At 70.2% G+C, this 23,995-nt stretch carries 22 protein-coding genes; 10 read left to right on the plus strand and 12 right to left on the minus strand.

Features of this window, described 5'->3' with window-relative positions; all coding sequences use genetic code 11:
* Positions 1-10: 10 nt before the first annotated feature.
* Positions 11-484, plus strand: coding sequence for a hypothetical protein (locus tag E8A74_RS22460; protein WP_136931098.1), 474 nt, complete (start codon positions 11-13; stop codon positions 482-484).
* Positions 485-520: 36 nt separating this feature from the next.
* Here the strand turns inward: E8A74_RS22460 and E8A74_RS22465 are convergent, their stop codons facing one another.
* Positions 521-2,065: a hypothetical protein gene (locus E8A74_RS22465; protein ID WP_136931099.1), complete on the minus strand. Its 1,545-nt coding sequence runs from the start codon at positions 2,063-2,065 to the stop codon at positions 521-523.
* 210 nt (positions 2,066-2,275) lie between these two features.
* Between E8A74_RS22465 and E8A74_RS22470 the strand changes: the two genes are divergently transcribed.
* Complete coding sequence (locus tag E8A74_RS22470; RefSeq protein WP_136931100.1) at positions 2,276-3,154, plus strand: lysophospholipid acyltransferase family protein; 879 nt, start codon at positions 2,276-2,278, stop codon at positions 3,152-3,154.
* Positions 3,151-4,077 carry an SDR family oxidoreductase gene (locus tag E8A74_RS22475; protein WP_136931101.1) on the plus strand — a complete coding sequence of 309 codons (927 nt, stop codon included), beginning with the start codon at positions 3,151-3,153 and terminating at the stop codon, positions 4,075-4,077. The genes E8A74_RS22470 and E8A74_RS22475 overlap by 4 nt, the downstream gene beginning before the upstream one ends.
* Before the next feature lie 49 nt (positions 4,078-4,126).
* On the opposite strand, the gene E8A74_RS54900 is transcribed toward E8A74_RS22475, so the two are convergent.
* From E8A74_RS54900 to E8A74_RS22495, 4 genes are all read right to left on the minus strand, one after another.
* Positions 4,127-4,819 carry a hypothetical protein gene (locus tag E8A74_RS54900; protein WP_232379697.1) on the minus strand — a complete coding sequence of 231 codons (693 nt, stop codon included), beginning with the start codon at positions 4,817-4,819 and terminating at the stop codon, positions 4,127-4,129.
* Between the two features lie 44 nt (positions 4,820-4,863).
* Complete coding sequence (locus E8A74_RS22485; protein WP_136931102.1) at positions 4,864-5,367, minus strand: hypothetical protein; 504 nt, start codon at positions 5,365-5,367, stop codon at positions 4,864-4,866.
* Between the two features lie 130 nt (positions 5,368-5,497).
* Entirely contained in the window at positions 5,498-7,105 is a 1,608-nt protein-coding gene (locus tag E8A74_RS22490) for an FAD-binding oxidoreductase (RefSeq protein ID WP_136931103.1), read from the minus strand.
* Positions 7,092-8,207, minus strand: coding sequence for an AI-2E family transporter (locus tag E8A74_RS22495; RefSeq protein ID WP_170229292.1), 1,116 nt, complete (start codon positions 8,205-8,207; stop codon positions 7,092-7,094). The genes E8A74_RS22490 and E8A74_RS22495 overlap by 14 nt, the downstream gene beginning before the upstream one ends.
* Before the next feature lie 133 nt (positions 8,208-8,340).
* Between E8A74_RS22495 and E8A74_RS54040 the strand changes: the two genes are divergently transcribed.
* Positions 8,341-8,997 (plus strand): hypothetical protein, encoded by a 657-nt coding sequence (locus E8A74_RS54040; protein WP_211365425.1) that lies wholly within the window; start codon positions 8,341-8,343, stop codon positions 8,995-8,997.
* A gap of 28 nt (positions 8,998-9,025) precedes the next feature.
* Here E8A74_RS54040 and E8A74_RS22505 read toward each other — a convergent pair whose 3' ends face one another.
* Positions 9,026-9,799: a MopE-related protein gene (locus tag E8A74_RS22505; protein ID WP_136931105.1), complete on the minus strand. Its 774-nt coding sequence runs from the start codon at positions 9,797-9,799 to the stop codon at positions 9,026-9,028.
* Between the two features lie 231 nt (positions 9,800-10,030).
* Here E8A74_RS22505 and E8A74_RS22510 point away from each other — a divergent pair, with 231 nt between their 5' ends.
* Positions 10,031-11,179, plus strand: a complete 1,149-nt coding sequence (locus E8A74_RS22510) for a hypothetical protein (RefSeq protein ID WP_136931106.1) — start codon at positions 10,031-10,033, stop codon at positions 11,177-11,179.
* Between the two features lie 6 nt (positions 11,180-11,185).
* On the opposite strand, the gene E8A74_RS22515 is transcribed toward E8A74_RS22510, so the two are convergent.
* Together E8A74_RS22515 and E8A74_RS22520 are read right to left on the minus strand one after the other, a co-directional pair.
* Positions 11,186-12,307, minus strand: coding sequence for a hypothetical protein (locus E8A74_RS22515; protein ID WP_136931107.1), 1,122 nt, complete (start codon positions 12,305-12,307; stop codon positions 11,186-11,188).
* 34 nt (positions 12,308-12,341) lie between these two features.
* The gene (locus E8A74_RS22520) at positions 12,342-13,523 is read right to left on the minus strand and encodes a saccharopine dehydrogenase family protein (protein WP_136931108.1); all 1,182 of its coding nucleotides are present in this window, start codon (positions 13,521-13,523) and stop codon (positions 12,342-12,344) included.
* Positions 13,524-13,583: 60 nt separating this feature from the next.
* On the opposite strand from E8A74_RS22520, the gene E8A74_RS22525 reads away from it, so the two are divergent.
* The gene (locus E8A74_RS22525; RefSeq protein ID WP_136931109.1) at positions 13,584-14,342 is read left to right on the plus strand and encodes an NAD-dependent deacylase; all 759 of its coding nucleotides are present in this window, start codon (positions 13,584-13,586) and stop codon (positions 14,340-14,342) included.
* Positions 14,343-14,563: 221 nt separating this feature from the next.
* Entirely contained in the window at positions 14,564-15,364 is an 801-nt protein-coding gene (locus E8A74_RS22530) for a membrane lipoprotein lipid attachment site-containing protein (protein WP_136931155.1), read from the plus strand.
* 10 nt (positions 15,365-15,374) lie between these two features.
* Here the strand turns inward: E8A74_RS22530 and E8A74_RS22535 are convergent, their stop codons facing one another.
* From E8A74_RS22535 to E8A74_RS22550, 4 genes are all read right to left on the minus strand, one after another.
* Entirely contained in the window at positions 15,375-17,042 is a 1,668-nt protein-coding gene (locus E8A74_RS22535; RefSeq protein ID WP_136931110.1) for a serine/threonine-protein kinase, read from the minus strand.
* Positions 17,043-17,126: 84 nt separating this feature from the next.
* The gene (locus tag E8A74_RS22540) at positions 17,127-17,831 is read right to left on the minus strand and encodes an NAD(P)H-dependent oxidoreductase (RefSeq protein WP_136931111.1); all 705 of its coding nucleotides are present in this window, start codon (positions 17,829-17,831) and stop codon (positions 17,127-17,129) included.
* Between the two features lie 58 nt (positions 17,832-17,889).
* On the minus strand, positions 17,890-18,858 hold the full coding sequence (locus E8A74_RS22545) for a Rossmann-fold NAD(P)-binding domain-containing protein (protein WP_136931112.1): 969 nt from the start codon (positions 18,856-18,858) through the stop codon (positions 17,890-17,892).
* Positions 18,859-18,910: 52 nt separating this feature from the next.
* Positions 18,911-19,492: an NADPH-dependent FMN reductase gene (locus E8A74_RS22550; protein WP_136931113.1), complete on the minus strand. Its 582-nt coding sequence runs from the start codon at positions 19,490-19,492 to the stop codon at positions 18,911-18,913.
* 188 nt (positions 19,493-19,680) lie between these two features.
* Between E8A74_RS22550 and E8A74_RS22555 the strand changes: the two genes are divergently transcribed.
* Genes E8A74_RS22555 through E8A74_RS22565 form a run of 3 tightly spaced genes read left to right on the plus strand, consistent with a single transcriptional unit; the run spans position 19,681 to position 23,842 of the window.
* Positions 19,681-20,328, plus strand: coding sequence for an RNA polymerase sigma factor (locus E8A74_RS22555; RefSeq protein WP_170229294.1), 648 nt, complete (start codon positions 19,681-19,683; stop codon positions 20,326-20,328).
* Complete coding sequence (locus tag E8A74_RS22560) at positions 20,325-21,104, plus strand: hypothetical protein (protein WP_136931115.1); 780 nt, start codon at positions 20,325-20,327, stop codon at positions 21,102-21,104. Before E8A74_RS22555 ends, E8A74_RS22560 begins: the two co-directional genes overlap by 4 nt.
* Positions 21,101-23,842: a CHAT domain-containing protein gene (locus E8A74_RS22565; protein WP_136931116.1), complete on the plus strand. Its 2,742-nt coding sequence runs from the start codon at positions 21,101-21,103 to the stop codon at positions 23,840-23,842. The genes E8A74_RS22560 and E8A74_RS22565 overlap by 4 nt, the downstream gene beginning before the upstream one ends.
* Positions 23,843-23,995: the final 153 nt, after the last annotated feature.

Raw genomic sequence — 23,995 nt, forward strand, 5'->3', positions numbered from 1 at the left:
CTTCCGGGCCGTGGAGATCGTCTACGACCAACCTGCCGTCGCCATGGGGTGGCGTCCTCCCGTCCTCGTCGTGTTGTGGAAGCAGGCGCCGACGTTGCCGGCGGCCGTCCAGGTGAACGAGCGCGGGTCGAAAATCATGCAGGCGCACCCGGGCGGGAGCATCTTCATCGTGGTCACCAGCGCCGATCATGGCGCGCCCGAGCGCTCCGCGGCGAACGCGCTCGGCCAGGCGACACGCGCGCTCGAGAAGCACATTTTGGCGCACGCGTTCATCATCGAGGGTCAGGGGCTCAAGGCGGGCGCGATCCGCGCGACCGTGAAGACGCTGCAGTCGCTCACGCGCGTGATTTTCCCGTGGACCATCGCGTCGACCACGGAAGAGGGCATCCTGTGGGTGGCCCGCAAGGCGAAGTTCCTCAGCGAGGAGGAAGCGCAGGTCATCCTCGCGGACGTCCAGGCCATGAAAGCGGCGGCGAAGGGCTGAACGAGGCGGGCGTCGAAACGTCGACGCTTTGCAGCCTCAGGCCGCGCCGCGCTCGCTCGGAATGCCGAGCTTGTTCGAGCGCGCGGCGTCGAGCGAAATCGTGAGATGCTCCTCCAGCGCGTCGAAGATGGTATCGACCATGCCAATGGCCACGTCGCGCTCGGCCGTCGTGATGCGCTCGCTCGTGATGAACGCGCTTCGCGGCAGGCGCTCGCCGCGCGCGCCATGCGCCACGTCGTGCCGATCGCAGAGGTAATCGAGCCGGATTCCGTGCTCTTTCTCCACGACCTCCGCGAGCCGCTTCACGTTCTCGAAGAACGCGTGCCCGCTCGCCTCCAGGGCCGCGACGAACCAGAACAGCATCGCCGGATCCCGGTGGCCCATGGCGAGCTTCGCGAACGTCGCGAGGTTTTTCCGGTGCGTCTCGACCTGCGGATCGAGGAACAGGAACTTCAACGTGTCCTTCGCCTTCCACCCGAGGACCTCGTCCATTCCGAGGGCCTGCCAGTCGTTCAGGAAGAGCGCGCTGTGCGTCTCCAGGTCGTCACACCATTCATTGATGCGCCGCTCCTTCGGCGTCCGGGGCTCGGGATAACGGACCGCGTATCGGTTGAGATCGCGGTAGCCCATGATGTCGGGCACCCATAGCGGGAGCAGCCGCATGAGCTTTTCCCGCGGGGAGACGCTCGTCTCCTCACGCAGCCACGCATAAAAAGGATGCCGCGCCGCCTGCGCCTTTCGCTCCTCGATGACGCGAAGGACATCTTCGTGATAAAGCGCCATGGGCTGCTCGAGCTCGACCTCGTACGAAGGCCGCTCCCTCGGCACGGACGCCGCGCGGGGCGTGATCTCCTCGGCGCGGGGTCGTTTCGGGAGCACGCCCGGCTCCATGAAGGTGCGCCCGTAGTCCAGGAAGCAATCGTGGACCTGCTCGAAGAGGTCGAACATGCGGTTCGACAGGCGCATCGCCAGCGGCCGTTGCTGCTCGTCGAGGACCTCGTCGTCGAAGACGCCTTTGGATCCCCAGACGAACCCCGGCTCCCGGTCGAGGTGGTGATTGCCGTAGTAGATGTACCGGAGCCCCGTCTTCGCCTCGATCTCGCTCGTGACCTTCGCCATGTGATGAAAAAACGCGTTCCCCGCGGCCTCGCCGGCCTCGGAGTGCGTGAAGCGGACGAGCGGATCCCCCGCGTCCTCGACGTCGAGCCGACCGAACTCCAGCACGAAATACCGGAATCGCTCGTTCTCCTTCGACAGGAAGAGCCACCAGAGCATATCGCTCGCGCGAAAGCCGAGGCGCTCGTCGAGCTTCATCTTGCTCCAGTCCTCCAGGAAGAGCCGCGAGTGGGTCTCGTCCTCGCGCGTGCCGCCGTTCAGCGCCTCCTCGAAGCGGTTTCGCGGCTTCGGGAAGCGGATGAAATACCGGCTCGCGTCGCGGAAGTTCATCACGAACACGGTCATGATGGGCGCGATCAGGACCTTGTCCTCGAGCGGCACCGCGTCGGAATGCAGCCAATCGAAGAACGGGTGCGACAGGATGCGCTCCCACCGCGCCGCCTTGAGCTTCATGAACTCCTTCATTGTAGGCCTCCTTTGCCTTTGCCGTGGCTCCGATCGGGCGAGTCTATCACGAGCAGAAATCGAAGGAGGTCCCTCCCCGCGAAGCCGCCGTCGAAAGAGCCGGTCACAGGACGCATGTGCGCCGGCCCGCCTCGCGAAGCGTGATCTTCCCTTGCCTCGCGCCTCGCCTTCCGCCTATTCTCCCTCGCCCCCTCCGTCTGGAGAAACCCTGTGTCCTTGCTCATCGATCCGGAGATCGCCGCCCGCGTCGACCGCCTCGAGCTGCCCTTCAACACCTACGGTGTCGATCCCTACGGCGCCTCGAAGCAGCACCTCGCTCGGCTGTTCACGGCCTTCCGGTTCTTCTACCGCCATTACTTCACCGTCGGCGTCGAGGGCATCGAGCACGTCCCCGCCCGCGGCCGCGCCATGCTCGTCGGCAACCACTCGGGCGGCATCGCGATCGACGGCGCCATGGTGATCACGTCCTGCTTCTTCGAGCTCGAGCCCCCCCGGCTCGCCCAGGGCATGGCCGAGAAGTTCATGGCCCAAACGCCGTTCATGGGGCTCCTCGCCACGCGCAGCGGGCAGCTCACCGGGCTCGTGGAGACGGCCGAGCACCTGCTGCACGACGATCGGCTGCTCATGATCTTCCCCGAAGGCGCCCGTGGCACCGCCAAGCTTTATCCCGAGCGCAACACGCTCGTCCATTTCGGATCGGGCTTCATGCGCCTCGCCATGAAGACGCGCACGCCCATCATTCCGTTCGGGTTCGTCGGCGGCGGCGAGGCCATTCCCACGATCGCGAATTCGTATGCCCTCGGAAAGCTCTTCGGCGCGCCCTACGTCCCGATCACGCCCTGGGGCGTCGCGCTCCCGGCGCCCGTGCGGCTCGAGCTCACGTATTCGGCGCCCATGACATTCGAAGGGTCGGGGACCGAGGAGGACGAGGTCATCGAGGGCTACGTCGAGGAGGTGAAGCAGCGGATCGCCGGCCTCATCGAGGTGGGCCGGGAGAGGCGGCGCAAGGCGCTCGCCTGGTCGCGCGGGGCAGAGGACGAGGCCCGGATCGAGGGTGAGCCGGGCAGCACGAAAGAGGAGCAGCGATGAGGGTTCTCATTCCCGGCATCGGGGGCGTGCTCGGTCAGCGCGTCGCGCGCCGCCTGCTCGAGCAGGGGCACGAGGTCATCGGGATCGATCGCCGGCCGTGGCACGACGCGCCGCCCGGCATCGAGCTCCACAACGTGGATATCCGCAAGCGCGCGGCCGAGGACGTCTTCCGCAAGAGGCGGCCCCAGGCGGTCATTCACATGGCCACCGTCACGCACCTCGTGGAGAAGACCGCGGAGCGCTACAAGATCAACCTCGGCGGCACGCGCGCCGTCTTCGAGCATTGCCGCGATTGGGGTGTCGAGCACGCGATCTTCGTCGGGCGACACACCTATTATGGCGCGGCCGCCGATTCGCCGCTGTACCACAAGGAAGAGGACCCGCCGATGGCGGTGACCACCTTCCCGGAGCTGTCGGACCTCGTCGCGGCCGATCTGTATGCGTGCACGGCGCTCTGGCGGCTGCCCAATCTGTGCACGACGGTCCTGCGCATGGCGTACACGCTCGGGCCCACGGGGCACGGCACGCTCGCCACGTTCCTGCGCGGGCGGCACGTGCCCATGGTCCTCGGATTCGATCCGCTCTTTCATTTCATGCACGAGGAGGACGTGACGACGGCGATCTGCCTCGCGCTCGAAAAGCGGGTGCAGGGCGTCTACAACGTCGCCGGGCCGCAGCCGGTGCCGCTCTCCGTGGTCGTTCGCGGGACGGGGCGATCGCCCATTCCGCTCCCCGAAATCGCGTTCCGCGCGGCGCTCGGCCGCTTCGGCCTGCCGCGGCTGCCGCCGGGCGCGCTCGCGCACATCAAATACCCGGTCGTGGTCGACAGCGAGGCATTTCGCGCGGCCACGGGCTTCGTCCACCAGGTGGACGAGGTCCGGGCGATGCAAGAATTTCGGGACGCGTTCCCCGTGCGGGGATAACCGCGAGGGCGCGCCCCTTCCTCGGGAGCGCGCCCTGCCCAAAGACGCTCTACTGGCAAGCGCCGCGGAGGCACTTGCCGCTCAGGCATTCGATGCCCTTCGTGCACGTCTGGCTGGCGACGCTCTTGCACGCGCCCTTGCCGTCGCAGACGGAGGTGCCGCCGCCACACGCCTGGGCCTCGTGGGTCTCGTTCTCCGGGACGTAGGCGCAGATGCCCACGGCGCCTTCGAGGTCGCAGCGGACGCACGCGGCGCCACACGCCTCGTTGCAGCACACGCCGCCCGTGCAGTAGCCGGTCGCGCAATCGCCGGCCGCCCCGCAGGCGAGGCCCTGGGTGCACGGGCCGCAGGAGCCGCCACAATCGACGTCGGTCTCGAGGCCGTTGCGGAGGCCGTCGCTGCAGCTCACGCACGCGCCCATGACGCAGGATTGCCCGGCGGCCGCGTCGCATTGCGGGCCGCACGTGCTGCGCGCGCCCGGGAGCGGCTCCTGGCATACCCAGCAGGGCTCGACCGCGCACGCCGCGTCGCAGCCGTCGCCCGGCGCGGTGTTGCCGTCGTCGCATGCCTCCTTGTCGTGGCGAACGCCGTCCCCGCAGCGCGACGCGAGCGCGCTGGCGCCCAGATCGGGCCCGGACGGCACGACATCCTCGAGGTATTCGCCCTCGACCACGCAGCCGTAGCCGATAAGTGCGCAAGCCACGATCCACAAGCAGTCCCGTCCAACGTGTTTACGCGCCATGACGATCGTACCCCCCAAAAGTCAGAACCGGATGTACGCCTCGGTCAGAAGAGGACCTGGACGCCGAGGAGCCCGCCTTGGAAGCGCACGATCGCCTGCGGGACGATTTCTTTTTTCTTCGCGGTCCTCACGTCGTCCTCGATTTGAATGGCATACAGGGCCGTCCCCAGGCCGGCGACGCCGGCGCCGACGAACGACAGGATCGAGGCGTTCGCGAGGAACGCCATGTCGCGCTGCATGTCATTGAAACCGCCGGGACAGCTCCGGCAGGGATCGGCCCGCAGCCGCTCGCTCTCGGCGTCGAGCGTCGCCGCCGCGGCGCCGAGCCCAATGCCGATCGAGGCGAAGAGCACGGTCGCCGCCACGCCGCCTTCGACCACCTCCTCCGCGCCCCGATCGGGCGTGATGGGCGGCGGGACCGTGACCTCCCAGGGCTCGCGGCAGAGGCCGGTTGCCGATTGGAAGAGCCCGCCCGAGAGGACCAAGAGCGATAGAATGCCCCGCACGACCACGCGCGAAGAACCCCTCGCGTTCTCACGAGAATGCATCGTTCCCCCCATATCAATGCAATCTCTAGCACCCGCGTGGGACTCGTACGAGCAAATGCGTGCGGCGCGGCGCGCTCGCGCGGCCTACGTCCGCGCACCCGCCGATTCCAATGCCGAGAACAATGAAAAATCAGCGTTCGTCGGGCTCGAAGAGCGCGCCGGGGTTCATGATGCCGGCAGGATCGACGGCGCGCTTCGCGGCGCGGAGCGCGCGTTCGAATGGCTCGGGCCGCTCGGCGCGAAAGTAGGGGCGGTGCACACGGCCGACGGCGTGATGGTGCGTGATGGTGCCGCCCGAGGCGAGAATCGCGTGGCTCGCAGCGTCCTTGATGGCCGCCCACGTCTCCAGCTCGTGGCCTTCCCGCGCGGGGCCGAGGAACGTGTAATACGGCGCGGGGCCGTCCGGATACACGTGGGTGAAACGTCGCGCGAGGATGCCGCCGCCCAGAGTACGCTGCAATGCCGGGAGCACGGCCTCGTGCACGGCGACGTCGAGCGCCTCGAACCTGTCCCACGTGCACGCCGTCTCGAACGTGTCCGCGAGGACGCCGAGGGAGACGAGCGCGCTCTGCAGATACGGCGCGCGGAAAAACGATTGCTTGTACGTCGCCTGCGCCCGCGCCCCTTCGCCGCGCTCCTCGCGGAACACCGGTCCCTCGGGACACACGCCGCCTGCCTCGGCCGTGATCTCGAGGGCCCGGTTCATCGAGGGCCCGAGCGGGTGATCCGCCGATTCGAAGGCGAGGAGCAGCACGGCCCCGCCGTCGACGAACACGCCGCCGAGCAGGGCGTCCGTGCGATCGAGCAAGCGACAATTCGAGGGATACAGGCCCGATTGCGCGAGCAAACGGCACGCGCGGGCGCCGTCCGCGAAGTGCGGGAACGTCACGCTCGCCGAGGCCCGGTACCGGGGCCGCGCCTGCAGGCGCACCCACGCCTCCGTGATGACGCCGAGGATCCCCTCGGAGCCAAGCGCGAGCCGATCCGGGCTCGGCCCCGCGCCCGAGGCGGGCAGCCTGCGGCTCGCCCAGGTGCCGGCGGGTGTGATCATCCGGACGGAGGAGACGAGATCGTCGATATGGGTGTACAGCGTCGCGAAATGGCCGCCCGCGCGCGTCGCGATCCAGCCGCCGAGGGTCGAGAATTCGAAGCTCTGCGGGAAATGGCGGAGCGTGAGCCCGTGCGGGGCGAGCTGCTCTTCGAGGACGGGGCCCGTCGCGCCGGCCTGAATGCGCGCCGATCGCGAGACGGGTTCGATGTCGAGCACCCGATCGAGCCGCCGCAGGTCGAGCGAGACCACGCCGCGCGGGCGATCCCCCACGCTTGCCTCGACGCCCCCGACGACGCTCGTGCCGCCGCCGTACGGGATCACGGCGATGCCCTCGGCCGCGCAATGGGCGAGCAATCGCTCGATGTCCTCCTCGGACTGGGGAAAGCTCACCCAGTCGGGGGCGACCGAAAAATCACCACGGTAGGCCCGGACGAGGTCACGATACCCCTTGCCGTACGTGTGGTGGATCCGGTCCTTCGGCGCGGCCGAGGAGATCGGCGCGAGGGACGTCGGCGGCAGGACGCGAGGCTCCGGCAGGCGCGCGGATTCGAGGGTCGGCAAAGGCCGCAGGGAAAATGCACGGCCGAGGAGGGCGCCGACCTGCGCGGCGAGGGCCTCCCGCCCAGGTTCGTCCGGAAAAGCGTCCGTGTACCCCCACGCCCAATGGCTCCGCTCACGCTCGCTCATCGTCCTTTGGCTCCTCCGCGACGGGCGCGGCCTTGGCGCTCACCGGCGCGCTCGGCGGACCGGCCGGCGGATCGGCGGGCGCGTTCGAATCGAGTAGCATGGCCATCCAGCGCGTCTTGTCGCTCCCTTCGAGGAGGATCCGCGCCACCATCGTGAGGGGCACCGAGAGGAACATGCCGGCCGGTCCCCATAACCACCCCCAGAACAGGAGGGAGAGAAAGACCACGGTCGCCGAGAGCCCGAGCCTGCGCCCCATCCACGCAGGTTCGAGGATGTTGCCGAGCACCGTGTGCACCACGAGAAACCCGGCCGAGACGGCCAGCGCCCGTCCCGGGCCGTGCGAGAGGAGCGCGAAAAAGACCGGCGGCGCCCCGGCGATGATCGCGCCCACGTTGGGGATGTAGTTCAAGAGGAACGCGACGAGGCCCCAGAGCAGCGCGAAATCCACGCCGAGGACGTAGACGATGAGGCCCGCGAGGAGGCCGACCGCGATGCTGACGACGGTCTTGATGAACAGGTAGTTCTGCACGTCGCCCACGATCCCGGGGAAGAGCCCCACGTAGCCGCCGCGCGCGCCCGCGAGGGCGCGGAGCTTGCGCGAGAACGTGCGCGACTCGAAGAGCATGAAGCCGAGGATCAAGAGGACGATGAAGATGTTCGAGACGAGCCCCGCGAGATCCCGGATCATCCCGGCGCCGAACGAGAGCACCGTGCCCGGCGAGAGCATCTGCGTGATGGCGCCCCTCGGGACGTGGACGTTGTGCGCGCGCAGCCAGGTCGTGAGATCCACGGCGATGACGTCGAGGCGGGCCTGGTACCGGGGCACGGCCTCGCCGAACTCGGTCGCCGAGCTCGCGACGACGGAGGCGCCGGCGCTGAGGACGGCGATGTTCGCGAGCAGGACGAGCGTCGCGGCGACGGGCTCGGGGACGCGCCGCCTCTCGAGCCACGTGAGCGGCGGAGCGCTGACGACGGCGAGCAGGAGCGCCATCATGATCGGCACGAGCACGCTCGCGGCCGCGTGGAGGGCCGCGACGACGACCACGAAGGCGGCGAGCTGCAAGAGGGCGTCGGAGCGGCGAGACGGGACGCGGGTGTCCAAGGCGGCGGCCATCCTAGCCGGACGGGACGCATCGCGCACCCCGGATGCTCGCCCCTTCCCCACGGCACGGCCCGTGCGATGGGCTGCGCCCCGGATGCGGGCCCAAACCCAATTGAAAGGCGGAGGACACACGATGGGACGAACGATGACCCTGGCCATGTTCGTGCTCGCCGCGGTCGTGGCGAACGCGTGTGACGGGAGCGGTGGCGGCGGAGACGGCGGCGCGGGCGGCAGCGGCGGCGCAGGCGGCATGGGTGGCAGCGGCGGCATGGTTGGCACAGGCGGCAGCGGTGGCACAGGCGGCGCGGGCGGCAGCGGCGGCAGCGGCGGCGCAGGCGGCAGCGGCGGCGGGAACGTGCTCGGGCCTGGGGAATGCCGCACGAGCGCCGATTGCAACCAGGGAGGCGAGTTCTGCTTGTCGCCGGGCGAGCAGCTCCCGTGCGGGATCTGTTACGACCCGCCGAACCCCTGCACGACGGACGCGGCGTGCGCCGCGCAGGATCCCATGACGATCTGCGCGAAGGCGCCGTGTAGCTGCGGTGAACCCGAGTGTTTGCCCGGCTGCACCTCGGACGCGGCGTGCCTGCCCGCGGAGCACTGCTCGCCGGGGCACCGGTGCGAGCCGGATCCGTGCGCCGTGGACGGCGATTGTCCGGCGAATTTCGCGTGTGCCCCGCAGGTGCTGACGTGCGCGCGAAAGGCTTGCAGCGCGGACGCGGAGTGCAGCGGCTTTTGCGTCAATGGCCTCTGCCACGCCGAGGCCGGCGCCTGCGCCCTGCCGCCGCCCTGACGGCCGACGTCCGCGAATCGAACGCGCCTCAGGGGCAATTGCAATGTACCTGGGCCGTGCCCACGCAGAAGACGTCCCACGACAACTTGCAGCACGTCTTGTCGATCAGGCAAACGGCGTTCACGCAGGGGTCGCAGAGCGGATCGAGCTCGCCGCCGGGCGTACACGGGTCGTGCGCGCAAGCCGGCGGGCCCACGCTGCACCCCTCGTCCACCACGCCGTCGCAGTTGTCGTCGACGAGGTTGCCGCACATCTCGTCCTGCGGAGAGGCCAGGGGCGCACACGAGAGCGCGCCCGCGGCGCACGTGCGGATGCCCTCCGCGCACGCGCCGGGTTCGCCCGTATCGCACGTCTCGCCGCCGCCGGGGTTGTCCTCGTCGATCACGCCGTTGCAGTCGTTGTCGAGGCCGTCGCAGATCTCGACGGAAGGAGAGGCCGTCTGGACACAAACGAGCCCCGTGTTGCCATGGCAAACGAGCGCGCCCGCGCTGCACACGCCCGGCGCGCTCGTGTTGCATTCGTCGCCGACGCCCGGGCTCTCCTCGTCGACCACGCCGTCGCAATCGTCGTCGACGCCGTTGCAAATCTCGGGGATGCACGCGCTGCCGCCGCTGCCGCCTGCGACACCGCTGCCGCCGCTGCCCACGCTCCCGCCTCCGCCACCGCTTCCGCCTCCGCCTCCACTGCCGGTGACGTTTTCCTCCACGACGGGACGTGTCGTCCCCCGCGCGCAACCGGCGGCCCCCACGAGGAGCCCCGCCGAAACCATCACCGCCCATCCCACGAGATACCGCTCGCCCATCACGCACCCTCCCCCACGTCGACGCGGGCGAACCACCTCATCGGCCGCCCGCGCCAAGCCATCCGGCCCCCTACGATGCTCCAAAGCACGTAGTGGGGGTCACCAAATGGAATGCGTGAAGAAGCGTTCGCGAGACGAGGACGGAATTCGCCCACGGACAGGCGCCTCGAATACGTGCGCCGCGACCCTCATGGTTCTTCCCGCGCCTTCGTCCCGCGTGTACAAGGAGACATGCTTCGAAACGAAATTGGCTCGGTGGGGCGATGGGGGCGTGTCCTGGGCGTGATGGGCGCCCTTTCTTTGCTTGCGGCTTGCGGGTCGGGCAATGGCACGACCGGGAGCGGCGGCAACGGCGCAGGCGGGAGTGGGGCCGCCGGCGGGAACGGCGGCAGCGGCGGCAACGGCGGGGGCGGCAACGGCGGCAGTGGCGGCGTCGGCGGGAGCGGCGGCGCGGGCGGGTCGGGCACACCGGCGGGGCTCTTCGAGGCGCCGAACCCCTGGAACAAGGACGTCTCGGCCTTGCCGAAAAACGCGGAGTCGGACGCGATCACGGGCTGGCTCGAAGACAATGGCGGCTGGGGCGCGGGCTCGTTCCGGATCGATTTCAGCATCGAGCTGCTCCACGCCGACGCGAACACCGAGATGCGCACGTTCGAGACCACGAACGATTTCTACTCGCCCGATTGCGAGCACGTCCCCTACCCCGTCCCGGCCGGCGGCGCGCTCGAGGGCGAGCAGGGGTATGCGTGCACGAACGACGGCGATTGCCACCTGCTCGTCGTGCACGAGCCGACGAAGACGCTCTACGAGATGTGGCGGGCGAACATCTTGGGCAATACGTTCTACGGCGGCTGCGCGGTGACGTGGGATTTGACGAAGTCGTACCCGCCGAACCTGCGCGGCGAGGGCTGCACCTCCGCGGACGCGGGCGGCTTCCCCATCTCGGCGATGCTCTTCTCGGCCGACGAGGTGGCGGCCGGCTCGATCGATCACGCGATCCGGTTCATCCTGCCGAACGCGCGCATTCGCGACAACGTGTACGTGCATCCGGGCACGCACAGCACGGGCCCGACGTCCGGCGGCCCGAACGCGCCGCCCTACGGCGTGCGCTTCCGCCTGCGCGCAGATTACCCGCTCGAGACGCTGCCGACCGAGGGCGCCCGCGTGGTCGCGCGAGGCCTCCAGAAATACGGCATGTTCCTGGCCGACGCGGGCAACATCGCGCTCACGGCGCAGAGCGACAGGTTCACGACGCACAAATGGGACGAGGTCGGCGTGGACTCGTTCTCGCTCACGGACATCCAGCCCGGAGACTTCGAGGTCGTCGACATGGGCGACCCGATTCAATGGAGCGGGGACTGCGTGCTGAACCCGCCGTGATCGGCGTCAAAGCATCTCGGGGAAGCGGCTCCAGCGCTCCCCGAAATGCAAGACGAACGGGTTCGTCATGAGCTCGTAACGAAAGCCCTGGATGGGCGCGATCGGCACGTCCATCGGCAGATCCTCCACGCAGCCATACGAAAAGATCCAGGTCTCGATGACCTGCCCCGTCGGGGCATCCCGCCGCGCGACGCGCTCGATCCGCCATCCGGACCAGGTGACGTCGGTGATGTACTTCTGCGTGCCCTGATCAAAGACGTCCCACGTGCGCCGGACGAGCCGCCCCGCGTCGTACTCGAAATCGATCGATTGATCGAGCACGCCGTCCCCCTTCGTATCGTACTCGACGCGCGTGATGCCCCCGCTCTCGTTCCAGAAGAAGCGGTCGACGTAGTCGGGCTGTCCGTCACCGTCGGCGTCGAAGTCCCGCCGCGAGAGCCGCCCCGCCGCGAGGTCTTCATACAAAAAATCCTCGGTGACGACCTGCTCGCCGTTCATGTACACATGTTCGCCCTTCACGACCCACTGCCCCGCCGCATAGAACTGGCGGTAGACGTGCTCCTCCGTGCCGTCGCCGCCGTCGTCCCACCCCGCTTCGAGGACGAACGGCTCGCCTCCGAGATACCGGTACCGCATCACGCGGGAGAGGACCCCGTCCTCGAAAAACTCGTCCCGCTCGTGGTTGCCCGCGGCGTCGAAGAAGAAGCGCGATTCGCTCCGCGCGTCGCCCTCGGGCTTCGAGGACAGGTACGCCGCGCGGACCACGCGATCCTGGTCGTCCCATTCCCAGATCATCTCGCGGTGCGGGGTGCTGAAACGGACATCCTCGACCGTCTGCGTGGTCCGTCGGCCCTGCGCGTCATAGCCGCGTTTCACCAGAAAGACCCGCTTGCCCTCCGCCGTCCGCTCGGCGTACTGGAGGACGCGGCCGCCTTCGCCGTAATGGTAAACGGCCGTGAGGCGAAGCGCTTCGTCGAGCTGGTACTCGATCCGGTTCGTGCAGACCGCCCCGGGGACCACGTCCTCGTCCTCGTCCTCCACAGGCAGGGAATCGGCCGCGGCGGGCCCCCCGCAGCCCAAGGCGCCAAAGGCCAGCGGGAGGAGGACGAGCCTGCGGAGGCAGCGCATCCCCCGAGGGTACACGCAAAAAGCGCCGGAGGGTTCAGCCTTCCAGCACCTCGAACCGGATCCCCGCTGCCTGGAGCCGCTCGATCAGCACCTCGCCCATGCCCGCGGCCGGCGTCACGACGCCGACGTGCGGCGCGAGCCGGTCCCGATCAAACGCCAGGCACAACGCGCTCTCCGCGATCATCTTCGAAGTTTCGCCATACCCGGGATCTCCGCCGCTCACCCGCGTGAGCACGCGGCGGCTCGAGCTCCGCCCGCGGAACGTGACCTCGAACCAGCTCCGCGCGCGCTTTTCCGCGCTCGGGCCCTCCCCCGAAGGGCGGAGCCGCGAGAGCAGCTTGCGCGCCGGCCCGATCTGCGAGAGCCCCACGATCGTGCCCATCCCGAGCGTGACGCCCGCGAGCACCAGGGGCGACGAAAAGACGAGGTTGTGGCCATACCGGAAATCGGGGCCGTACACGTCGAGCGCGCGGGCGCTGCGCAGGACGATCTGCGGGTCGATCGATGGCATCGGGCAAGCCCAGCCGCCGAGCTCCGGCTCCTTGCGCACGCGCGGGCGTAGCTCCTCGACAATACGGCCGTCGGGCAACGGATCCTTGGCCCAGGGGCGCGCGTTCCCGGCAGCGAAGCCCACGCCGCCCATTTCGTTGAGCAGCGATTGCCACGTGCCGCCCGAGAACGACCCGGTCGTGCGGACGAACCCTTCGAGCGTGATGGGCTCGCCCTTGGGGAGCTTCTGCACCGTATAAAGCGCGCCAAGGTCGTGCGGGATGCTGTCGAAGCCGCAGCAATTCACGATACGAACGCCCGCCTTGCGCGCGTCCTCGTGGTGCCGCTCGATCAGGCGATTCACGAAGCTCGGCTCGCCCGTCAGGTCGACGTAATCGGCGCCCTCGCGGATGCAGGCCTCGACGAGCGGCTCGCCATGGACGGCATAAGGTCCGACGGTGGTGAGCACGACCCGGGCGGATCGGGCCAACCGCGCGAGCGAGGCGGCGTCGTCGGAGCTCGCTTCGAGGAGCGGGAGGGAGGAACCCGGGGGCAGGACGGACGCGATCTCGCGCTGGACGCCTTCGAGTTTTCCCTTGCTGCGGCCGGCGAGGGCCCAGCGGAGGGGCGTCTTCCTCGACGTCTCGGCGAGGTAATGGGCGACGAGGCGGCCGGTGAAGCCGGTCGCGCCGAAGAGGACCACGTCGTATTCGCGCTCGGTCGTCATGAGAGGCTCGATACCACGGCGGGCCCTCGGGCAGGAAGGGCCGTGCTACCCTGGCCCGCCATGAGCATCGAGCAGGCCGGAAAGCTCATCGCCGAAGCGCAGTCGGCCCTGTTCATCACGGGCGCGGGCATCTCGGCCGCGTCGGGGATCCCGACGTACCGCGGCGTGGGCGGGCTCTACGGAGATCGGGGGACCGACGAAGGGATGCCCATCGAAAAGGCCCTCTCCGGCCCGATGTTCCGGCGCTCCCCCGAGCTCACGTGGAAGTACATCCACCAGATCGAGCAAGCCTGCCGCGGCGCCGCGCCGAACGCCGCGCACGTCGCGCTCTCGCGCCTCGAAGCGCGCCTGCCCCGGAGCTGGGTGCTCACGCAAAACGTCGACGGCTTCCACCGCGCCGCCGGCTCGCGCAACGTGATCGACATCCACGGCGACATCCACCGGCTCCACTGCACCGGCTGCACGTTCACCGAGGTCGTCCAAGACTACGCCCACCTCGCCCCCTGCCCCCGCTGCACCTCCTGCGAAGAGGTGCTCCGGCCCGACGTCGTGCTCTTCGGCGAGATGTTGCCGATGGCCAAGCTCGAAGTGCTGCAACGCGAGCTCGATCGAGGCTTCGATGTCGTCGTCTCGGTCGGCACGTCGAGCCTCTTCCCGTACATCGCCGAGCCCGTCCTCGACGCTGCGAGGCACGGCACCCCCACGATCGAGGTCAACCCCGAGCCGACGGTCATCTCGCACGCCGTCGCGCTCCGCCTGCCCATGGGCGCGGTGGAGGCCCTCGAAGGGATCTGGCGGATCGTGGAGCGCAAGCCGTAGCGCCGGGGTTTCACCCCGGACCCGACGAGGGGTTGTCCACCCCTCGACCCGGACCAGGGCCAGCCCTGGACCGCTGGTGCATCGACCGCGATGCGGTCGATGCAAAGAGCATCGGTTCGCGCATGTCGGTTGCCTGAAGCGCCACGCTCGCGAAGAATCGCGCGCGTCCTTTGGCACCACATTCCGGTGCAGCGCTTGTTCGAGGAGAAGACATGAGGAACATGAAACAAATCCTGGTCGCTTTGGGGCTCGTGGCGTTCTTGGCCGGCTGCAGCGACGGCGGCAACGAGAACACGGGCGGCGCAGGCGGCGACGGCGGCAGCGGCGCCGCAGGTGGCCAAGGCGGCGCAGGTGGCCAGGGTGGTCAAGGCGGCGCGGGCGGCGCGGGCGGCGACGATCTGCAGGCCCTTTACGAGGCCGCCGTCACCGACGCCTCGACCCCGGAGGCGGACGAGATCTCCGACAAGCTGACGGAGATCCGCCCGGACAACGCCGAGCTCGTCCTCGACGCGAATGGCCGGGTGAAGATGGTCACCTGGACCTCGTACGCGGGCTACGACGCGCTCGTCGGCATGGAGACGACCGTGCCCGTGGAAGTGTGGGTCACGCCGGCGCCGAAGCTCGCGGAGTTCTGCAAGGCGACGGGCCTCAAGGGCGCCGCGCTCGACCTCCGGCTGGAGCAGCTCCTCGGCCTGCCCCCCGGAAACGGCAAGACCCGCGTCGTCGAGCTCTGGGTCCCGATGAACAGCATGTTCCGGCCCTCGCCCGACATGGAGATCGACGACAACGTTGCCCAGCTCGACTTCCCCGCCGGCACGCCGCAGACGCACATCGATTGGATCACCAACCTGCGCATGACCTCGTACGGGGACCCCGGGTATCCCTGGACCCAGCTCGGCTACACGTACGACTGGCTCCCGGGCGGCGCGTCCGAGGTCGGCCTGAGCGAGTTCGTCATCAGCAAGGGGACGATGCTCGCCGTGGCGGACGTGAAGAGCCAGGAAGAGTACTGCACGCCGTGATCCCGCGGCGTTAGCCCCACGCCCGCAAGAAAAACAGCCCCACCACGATCACGACGAGCGCCACGATCCCCCAGACGAGCAGCGCTCGGCCCTCCCCGCGCGGCTTCGCCTTGGGCGACGTTGCCCGGCCCTCGCGCGGGGCGAGCACCTCGATCTCCCGCCGCCCCGATTTCTCCCCCGCCCCCGGCGGCACGTCCTTTTTCTCCCCGAGCACCCGCAGCCACTCGGCGAGCGCGCCGATCTCCCGCGTGATCTGCGCGAGCTGCGTCTCCGTGTTGTCCGCGATCGTGCGCAGCACGGCCGGCTCGGCCTCGCCCCGCTGCTCCTGCGCCTCGCGCAGGATCGCGCCGAGCAGCGAGAGCCGCTCCAGCACCTCGCGCATCGGCGTCATCTTGTCGCGCAAGCTCGTCACCTTGCGGGCGAGGCCGTCGATCCGGACGAGCGCGTCCTCCAGATCGCGCAGCCGCTCCTGCTGGTAGGACGCGACGAACGCCTCCAGCGCCTTGCGCATGTCGTTCGCCGCGGAGAACCGCGCCTCGGCCTCGAACGCGAGCGCCTTGACGAGCACGTGGTAGAGCCCCTCCGGCATGAACGCCGGCCGCGCGGGCGGCTCGTACAGCGTCTTGGCGCGCCGCTCGATGATCTCGTGCACGCGCCCGTCGGTCGTCGCGGGGTACGGCACCGAGCCCGTCGCGAGCTCCCACAAAACCGAGCCAATCGCGTGCAGATCCGACGCCGCGCCCACCTTCTCGCCCGTCGACTGCTCCGGGCTCATGTACGCGGCCGTGCCCGCCGTGCCGGGCATGCCCACGAGCGAGAGCGAGTCGCTCTCACCTTGCACCTGATCAAAGGCCCACAGGCCGAGATCGGTGATCTTCACGTCGTAGCCCTCGCGATCGGGCACGTGCCGGACGAAGATGTTCGCGGGCGTGAGATCGCGGTGGACGATGCGGTGGAAGTGCATCTTCGCCGCGCCGCGCAGGATGGCGATGCCGATGCGGGCCACCTGCGCCGGCGGCAAACGGCGCTCGATCGCGGGGAGCGAGGCCACGACCTCCGCGAGCGTCTGCCAGGGGACGTGCTCCAGCGCGAGGTAGGCCGGCGCGACGTCGTCGAAGCCGAGGACGTCCACGAAAAACTGCTTGTGCTGCGCGAGCATCTGCGCCGCGGCCACCTCGCGGCGGAACATCTCCTTGAGCGACGCCTCGAGCTCCGGCAGGCCCTTCTGGATGACCTTCACCGCGACCCAGGGCCGATCCTTCGAGGCCTGATCGTAGGCCCGGAAGACCGCGCCCATGCCCCCGCGGCCGAGCAGCTCGACGAAGAGGAACCGCCCGCGCAGGACGTAGGGCATCGCGGCCCAGCCCTCGACGGGGCGCGGACGCTCGCAGGCGCAGGAGAGCTGCGAGCCGTCGGTGAAGGTCCGCCAGCACTCGTCGCAGACGAAGAGCAGCGGCGCGGCGGCGGCCGGGGTCGCGGTCACGGAGGGCGGCGGGCCCTCGTAGAGGTGGGCGACGCCGGGGAGCGCCTCGTTGCGGAAAAAAGGCGACGATGGGGCGCGGGGCGAGAGCGACCGGGCGCGCACCGTGGGCGTGGGCAGGCTCGGCGAAGGGCTCACCACCGCGCCGCTGTCGCTGTCCGCCGGCTTTCGATCGTCCTCGCCCTTGTCCGTCGTCACGCTCGGAGCGCCTCGGAGGCGAGTATCTCTTGCCCTTCGGCAGAAATCACGGCCGTTCTTGCGCGGGCGTGACGCGCGGGAAGGTCAGGGCCGCGCGAGCCGGAACGAGGGATCGTACGCGGAGAGCGAGGGGTACTCGAGCGGCGCCGTCGTGTCCCAGGCGAGCAGGCGCTCGCGGTAGGCGGCGAGCATGTGGGCGCGATCGGCCTCCGTGGAGCGCGCGGGCGCCCAGGCGACGAAGGACGGCAGCACGTCGAAGCCGACGTACCGGAAGACGCCCTGGTTCACGGGCGCGAGCAGCATGTTCATGTCGCCCGCGAGGCCGTTCTCCTCGTACATCGTCGCGGGCCCGCCCGTGGTGACGGAGGCCATGGCCCGCTTGCCGCGCATCGTGCCGTGGTCGTACCACCGGCCCCCGCCGTAGACGCGCTGGAACGCGAACACCCGATCCACCCAGCCCTTCAGGATCGCGGGCATCGAGAACCACCACATCGGGAACTGGAAGATCAAGGCGTCGCAGGCGAAGAGTTTTTCCATTTCGGCCTGGACCTCGGGCGCAAAGCCGTTCGTCTCGACCGCGTGGGCCTCCTCGACCTGCTGCTTGTAGACGGCGGGATCCTTGCGGCCCGTGAAGTTGTGCGGCCCCGAAACAGGATCCCAGCCCATCGTGTAGAGATCCGACACGACGACGTCGTGCCCGCCGCCCTCGAACGTCTCGACGGCGAGGCGCGTCAGGGCGGCGTTGAAGCTCTTCGGCTCGGGGTGCGCGTGAACGATGAACACCTTCATGGCGTGGCGCTCCTTCAAGAAAGACGGCGACCCCCCCGGGGGCGCCACCCGCATCGTATCAGCGGAAAAAGTCGAAGCTCGTCCCGAGCCCCTGTTCACGCGCGGCCGCATGCACGACCCGCGCGAGCGCGACGTCTTGCACGGCGAGCCCCGTCGAATCGAACACCGTGATCCGCGCGCCCTCGCGTCCCGGGCGCTTGCCCGCGAGGACCTCGCCGAGCGTCGCGTGGATCTGCTCGCGGCGAAGCTCGCCCGTTTCCAGCGGGACGTTCACCTCCCCGCTGTGCGTGGCCTGCTCCCAGTCGTCGATGACGACGCGGCCGTCGACGAGGATCGCGGGATCGAGCTCCTGCTTGCCGTGGGCATCCGCGCCGATCGCGTTGACGTGGGCGCCGTCCTTCACCCAGGCGCGCTTCACGACGGGCGCGCGCGCCGGCGTCGAGGCGTTCACCACGTCCGCGCCCGAGGCCTCTTCGAGCGAAACGACACGCCCGCGCGCCTCTTCTGCGAACACGCGCGCGGCGTGCTCCGAAACGTCGGCGCAGAGCACCTCGAACGTGTCGCCGTAGACCGCGCGATGCGCTTCGAGCAGCGTGCGCGCCTGCACGCCGCACCCGACGAACCCCACGGTCCTCGGCGCGCGCGCGGCAAGGTGCTTCGAGGCGATCGCGGCGGCGGCCCCGGTGCGCACGGCCGTGAGCAACGTCGCATCCATGACGGCGAGCGGCAGCGCGGTCGCGGGATCGGAGAGGATGTACATGCCCATCACGGAGGGCAGATCGAAGCGCGCGGGGTTCTCCGGGTGGGAGTTCACCCACTTCACGCCCGCGGCGCCGTCCACGTACGCGGGCATGGCGCGTAGATCGCCGTGGTAGGCGTCGAGCTCCAGGTAGACCTTCGGCGGCATGAGCGCGCGGCCCTCGCCGTGCGCGGCGAAGGCGGCCTCGACGGCGGCGATCGCGGCCTCCATCGAGAGGAGCTTTTGGACATCGGAGCGCGAGAGGAGGATGGTTGCGTGCGGAGGCATGGGCAGGCCGGCGATATAGATCAGCGAGCGGCCTGCTTCCACCCGGCGTGGCTCAAGGGGCCGGCTTGGCGGCGCGGGCGGCGCGGAGGTGCGCGAGGGCCCCGCCCCAGGCAACAAGCTGGTCGAGCATGCCGTGTACGGTCTTCTCGTGGTGGTCCGCCGGCTTGAAAATCGAAAAATTCTCGAAATCGGTGCGAAGCGAGAGCGCGACCTGGTTCCGGACGTGGGCGATCTGGAGCTCGGACAGGACGAGGCGGAGCTGCTCGACGGCGCGGGTGCCGCCGGCGCTGCCATACGCGACGAACCCGGCGGCCTTGTCGTTCCATTCACGATAAAGGAAATCGAGCGCGTTCTTCAGGGCGCCCGAGGGGCCGTGGTTGTATTCGGGGGTGACGAACACGTACGCGTCGAAGGAGGCGATCGTCGCGCTCCAGGCCTTCGTGTGGTCCTTCGTGTATTTGCCCGTCGACGGAGGGAAAGGCTCGTCGAGCAGCGGGAGGTTGTAGTCCGCGAGGTCGACGAGCTCGAAGCTCGCGTCCGTGCGCTTTTGGGCGAGGTCGTGCACCCAGCGGGCGACGGCCTCCGCTTTCCGACCGGGGCGCGTGCTGCCGATGACGATGGCGACTCGAATCATGCGAGGTCGATCTCCTGGGGGGGGTTGTCTCGCCGCAGCGTGCCACGGATGGGCCGGTTTTGCGGGAGAATCCGCTGCCGTTTGGCTTTCTCGTCGAAGCCACGAGGCGCACGAGCGCCCGTGGAGGGAGCTTGCCCGCCCCGCCCGGGTGCGGGTACCTTCCCCCCGGACGAGCAGAGGAGCCTCGGGTGCCGGAGGACATCGCCGCGCTTTTACGGAGAGCCCTCGCGGGCGAGCGGGCCGCGGTCCGCGCGTTGATCGATGCGCTCGCGCCCGTCGTGCAGGCCCGCGTCGCCCGCATGTTGCTCCGGCGCCGCGCGCCCCAGCGTGATATCCGCCAGGAGACGGAGGACCTCGTCCAGGAGGTGTTCGTCGTCCTTTTCGCCGACTCCGCCCGCGCCTTGCGCCAATGGGATCCCGCGCGCGGAATGAGCCTCCCCAATTTCGTCGGCCTCGTCGCGGAGCGCGAGGTCATCTCCATCCTGCGCAGCAAACGGCGCAACCCCTGGACCGAAGAGCCGATGCTCGACGAGGAGCTCGACCCGAAACACGGCGAGCAGCCCTCGGCGGAGCGGCTCTTCGAGGACCGGGAGGCCCTCGCGGCCCTGCTCGCGGCCATCCGCGCGCGGCTCGGCGACCGCGGAATGCTCCTCTTTCAATGGCTCGTCGTCGAAGGCCGGCCCGTCGAGGAGATCTGCGCCGCGCTGGGCATGACCCCGGACGCCGTGTATGCCTGGAAGAGCCGCCTCGCCAAGCTCGTTCGCGAGGTCGCCGAGGATCTCGCGTCAGACCCGGGCCTTTCGCCGCGAATCCCCTCGTCCAAGGTCAAGCCATGAAGGACGACGACCTCCTCGACGCCCTCGGGCGCGCCGCGCGAAAAGACGATCGCCTCGCCGATCCGCGCTGGGATGCGCTCGCCCGCGGCGAGCTGTCCGACGAGGAAATCAAGACGCTCGCCGAAGGCTCGGACGCCGCGCGCGACGCGGTCGAGGCCTTTCGTCCGCTCGGCGAACCGACGCGCGCGCGCCTCACCGAGCAAGCCCTCGCCGCGCTCGGCGCGCAAAACCCCGGCGCGGCCCCCGCCGAGGTCGTCCGGCGCAAGCACCCGCGACGCGCGCTCTTCGTTCTGCTCGCCGCTTGCCTGGCCGCCCTCGTCGCGTTCGTGTGGCTCGCACGAAACGACGCAGGGCCCCCGCTCCCGGCGTATGCCCTCGCCGTCGAAGGCGGGGATCGACCGTTCCGCGCGGATACACCCTCCCCCGACGAACCCCGCCTCGCCCCCGGGTCCCGGCTTTCCCTCTCGATCCGGCCCGCCGCGGACGTGCTCGGCGCCGTCGAGGCGCGCGCCTATTCGATACGAGACGGCGTCGTCGCTCCTTCTCGCCCGCGCATCGAGATCGCCGCGAGCGGCGCGATGCTCGTCACGGGCACGCGTGAGGAGCTCTTCCCCGACGTCGGGCCGGGCCGGCTTCAGATCGTGATCCTCGTGGGCCGGCCGGGGACGCTGCCCGAACACACGCCCGCCGCTGCCGAGCTCGCCCCCGAGGGCCCTCCGCGGGCCTTTCAGGTCCTGCGCGCCGCCGTTTGGCTCACGGACCCGAACGAACGATGAGCGCGCGCGTTTCCCGTTGGCTCGTGGCCCTTCTGTGCTGCGTTGCCTGCGAGGACGCGCCCGCCCCGCCCGCCCCGCCCCCGCTTCGTGTCGAGTTCGCCGGCTGCGCGGCCGTGCGCGAAGGCCCGGTCTGCGAGGTCCTCGCCCCGAGCGCGCTGACCTTCTGGGTCGAGACCCCCGAGGACGCCCATCTCTCCGCCGAGATCGACGGCGCGACGCAATCCTTCCCCACGGCGAGCGCGCCGGGAGGCCGCCGCGTGACCGTGGACGTGCCCGCGGGCAGCCGGGAGGTCGCCCTTCGCGCCACGCGCGGCGGCGCGGCTGCGGTCTTTCGGCTTCGCCTCGAACCGCTCGTCACCTCGCCGGCCCTCGACGAGGCCGAGGCCCTGCGCCGCCGCGGAAAGCTCGACGAGGCCGAGGCGAAGCTCGCCGCGCTGCCATCGGATCCTTCCCGCGTCCTTCGCCTGGGAGCGCTCCGCAAACGCGCGCGTATCGAGAGCAAGCGCGGGGCCCTGGAGCAAGCCGCCCGCCTGTTCGCCGAAGCGCTCACGGAGGATCGCGCGCTCGGCCGTGTCTCCGACGAGCTGCACGACCGCTTCGCCCTCTTCCACATGCACCTGTATACGGGCCGCCGCTTCGCCGACGCGCGCGCCGCGCTCTCCGACGTCGAGCGCCTCGCGCGTGATTTCCCCGAGGGCCGCGTGATGGCTTCGTATTACGAGGGCCTGCTCGCGCGGGAGACCGGCGACCTGCGCGGCGCGCTCGGCCACCTGCGCGCCTCGCAAGAGGCCGCGGCCCGGCTCGGCTTCGAGGCCCAGCGCGTCGACGCGCTCGAAGTCGAAGCGAGCGTCCTCTCGCAGCTCGGCCGCCACCACGATGCGCTCGCCGCCATGGATGCGGCGCGCGGCGCTTTGCCCGCAGACGCGAGCCCGTGCCGGCGCGCCGAATCCGACAACAACCTGGGCTGGGTCGCCCTGCGCGCGGACGCGGACGGGCAAGGGCCACGCGCGCCGGAGCCTCCGCTCCGCGCGGCGCTCGAAGGTTTCCGCAAGGAATGCCCGCGACCGGCGGAGGTCGCGAACGTCCTCCTGAACCTCGGCCTGCACGCGATGCATCGAGACCACCCCGAGCAGGCGCGGGCCCACCTCGAAGAAGCCCGGCGCGCCGCCCCCCGCGTGGATGCGCGTTTCGAGGCCTGGGCCGCGGTGCTGGACGGCCGCATCGCCCTCGCCAAGCCGGAGACACGCACGGCCCTCGCGCCACACGAGCGAACGCGCGCCATCGGACGGGCCGCGCTCCTCTCGGACGTGGAGCTCGAAGGTGCGCTCGGCCGCGCGCGGGCGCTCGAGGCGCTCGGCCGGACGGACGATGCGCAGCGCGCGTATGCCGAGGCCGACGTGTTGCTCGACGTCGCGCTCCGGGCCGTCCCGCTCGGCGAAGGCCGCGAGACCTTCCTGCATGGCGCCGAGCAGGTCACGCGCCTGCGGGTCGAGTTCCTCCTCGGGCGGGCCGAAAAAGCGGATCGCGGCGCGCGCGACGCGTGGCTGCGGGAAGCGGCGCTCGCGGCCAAACACGGCAAATCGAGGCTCTTGCGGGCGCTCGGATGCGCGGCGCCTGCCTCGCCGACCCGCCGCGAGGCGCTCGATCGCTCTCTCACCCGATACCAACAAGGGCGCGCCGCCCTCGAAGCGGAGCTCGCCGCATCGTGGCGGCTGCCGGGAAACCGCCTCGACGCGGCGCTCCGCGCGCACGACGCGCGTATCAAGGACCTGCGCGCCGCCCTCGACGACGCGCTCGCGCACCTTTGCCCGCACGACCCCGATTCCACGCGAGGACCCTTCGTCCCAGCCCCCTCCGAGGTCACGCTCGTCCACCTGCCCACGCGCCGCGGGTGGACCGGCTTTGCAATCACATCCGACGCGATCGTCGTTCACGACGCTGTGGGCGCTCGGCCCGACCTTTCGCCGTCCCGCCTCGCCGAGGCGCTGCTCGAGCCCTTCGCAGGCATCCTTCGCGGCGCGTCGCGGCTGCGGCTGATCACGCATCCGTCGCTGGATCGGCTCGATCTGCACGCGCTGCCCTTCGAGGGCGCTCCGCTCGGCGCGCGCCTGCCCGTCGTGCACGGCGCGGGATTCGACCGCCCGCCGAGGCCCCCTTCGGAGGGCCCGCGGAAGGCGCTCGTCGTCGCCGATCCACGCGGCAACCTTCCCGGCGCGCGCGAGGAGGCCCGCGTGGTCGCCGCCGCGCTCCGCGCGCGGGGCGCCTCGGTCCTCTTGCTCGAAGGAGAGGCCGCCACGCACGCCGCCGTGGTCGCGGCGTTGACGGATCCGGCGACGCACCTGTTTCACTTCGCGGGTCACGGGATCTACGAGGGCCGTGACGGCTGGGAGAGCGCCTTGCCGCTCGCCACGGGCGCGCTCGCCGTGGCGGACGTCCTCGCGCTCGCGCGGGTGCCGGCCGACGTCGTGCTCTCGGGCTGCGATACGGGCCGGGCGGGGACGAGCGCCGCCGCCGAGGGCCTCGGGCTCGGGCAGGCCTTCGTCGTCGCCGGGGCGCGGGCCGTCGTCGCCTCGACGCGCCCCATCGAGGACAAGAAGACGCTGCCGTTCGTGCGCGCCTTGTACGGCGACAGCGCGGGGCCGCTCGACCTGGTCGCGGCGCTCCACCACGCCCGGCGCGCGGCGCACGAGGGGGATGGGCCGAGCGACGTGGCGAGCTTCCGACTCCTCTCGCCTTGAACGATCTTTTTTCCGAAGCCGCGTCAGATGGCCGCTCCCCGCGGCGAAGACCCAGGATGCGCCCGAAGCGCATCCCCATGCTTATGGTCTCCCGACGCACGCTTCTCCGCCCGGGCCGAGGGCCCGGCGTCCTCTCGGCCTTCGCGTCTTTCG

This window comes from Polyangium fumosum (genome assembly GCF_005144585.1).
In the GTDB taxonomy this organism is placed as follows: domain Bacteria; phylum Myxococcota_A; class Polyangia; order Polyangiales; family Polyangiaceae; genus Polyangium; species Polyangium fumosum.

Bases quoted from the DNA above. Each gene is read 5' to 3' on its own strand.
- E8A74_RS22485 (WP_136931102.1), bottom strand. From the start codon at position 5,367: ATGCATTCTCGTGAGAACGCGAGGGGTTCTTCGCGCGTGGTCGTGCGG.
- E8A74_RS22490 (WP_136931103.1), bottom strand. From the start codon at position 7,105: ATGAGCGAGCGTGAGCGGAGCCATTGGGCGTGGGGGTACACGGACGCT.
- E8A74_RS22565 (WP_136931116.1), top strand. From the start codon at position 21,101: ATGAGCGCGCGCGTTTCCCGTTGGCTCGTGGCCCTTCTGTGCTGCGTT.
- E8A74_RS22520 (WP_136931108.1), bottom strand. From the start codon at position 13,523: ATGACGACCGAGCGCGAATACGACGTGGTCCTCTTCGGCGCGACCGGC.
- E8A74_RS22465 (WP_136931099.1), bottom strand. From the start codon at position 2,065: ATGAAGGAGTTCATGAAGCTCAAGGCGGCGCGGTGGGAGCGCATCCTG.
- E8A74_RS22515 (WP_136931107.1), bottom strand. From the start codon at position 12,307: ATGCGCTGCCTCCGCAGGCTCGTCCTCCTCCCGCTGGCCTTTGGCGCC.
- E8A74_RS22545 (WP_136931112.1), bottom strand. From the start codon at position 18,858: ATGCCTCCGCACGCAACCATCCTCCTCTCGCGCTCCGATGTCCAAAAG.
- E8A74_RS22540 (WP_136931111.1), bottom strand. From the start codon at position 17,831: ATGAAGGTGTTCATCGTTCACGCGCACCCCGAGCCGAAGAGCTTCAAC.
- E8A74_RS22475 (WP_136931101.1), top strand. From the start codon at position 3,151: ATGAGGGTTCTCATTCCCGGCATCGGGGGCGTGCTCGGTCAGCGCGTC.
- E8A74_RS22560 (WP_136931115.1), top strand. From the start codon at position 20,325: ATGAAGGACGACGACCTCCTCGACGCCCTCGGGCGCGCCGCGCGAAAA.
- E8A74_RS22525 (WP_136931109.1), top strand. From the start codon at position 13,584: ATGAGCATCGAGCAGGCCGGAAAGCTCATCGCCGAAGCGCAGTCGGCC.
- E8A74_RS22550 (WP_136931113.1), bottom strand. From the start codon at position 19,492: ATGATTCGAGTCGCCATCGTCATCGGCAGCACGCGCCCCGGTCGGAAA.
- E8A74_RS54040 (WP_211365425.1), top strand. From the start codon at position 8,341: ATGGGACGAACGATGACCCTGGCCATGTTCGTGCTCGCCGCGGTCGTG.
- E8A74_RS22505 (WP_136931105.1), bottom strand. From the start codon at position 9,799: ATGGGCGAGCGGTATCTCGTGGGATGGGCGGTGATGGTTTCGGCGGGG.
- E8A74_RS54900 (WP_232379697.1), bottom strand. From the start codon at position 4,819: ATGGCGCGTAAACACGTTGGACGGGACTGCTTGTGGATCGTGGCTTGC.
- E8A74_RS22510 (WP_136931106.1), top strand. From the start codon at position 10,031: ATGCTTCGAAACGAAATTGGCTCGGTGGGGCGATGGGGGCGTGTCCTG.
- E8A74_RS22530 (WP_136931155.1), top strand. From the start codon at position 14,564: ATGAAACAAATCCTGGTCGCTTTGGGGCTCGTGGCGTTCTTGGCCGGC.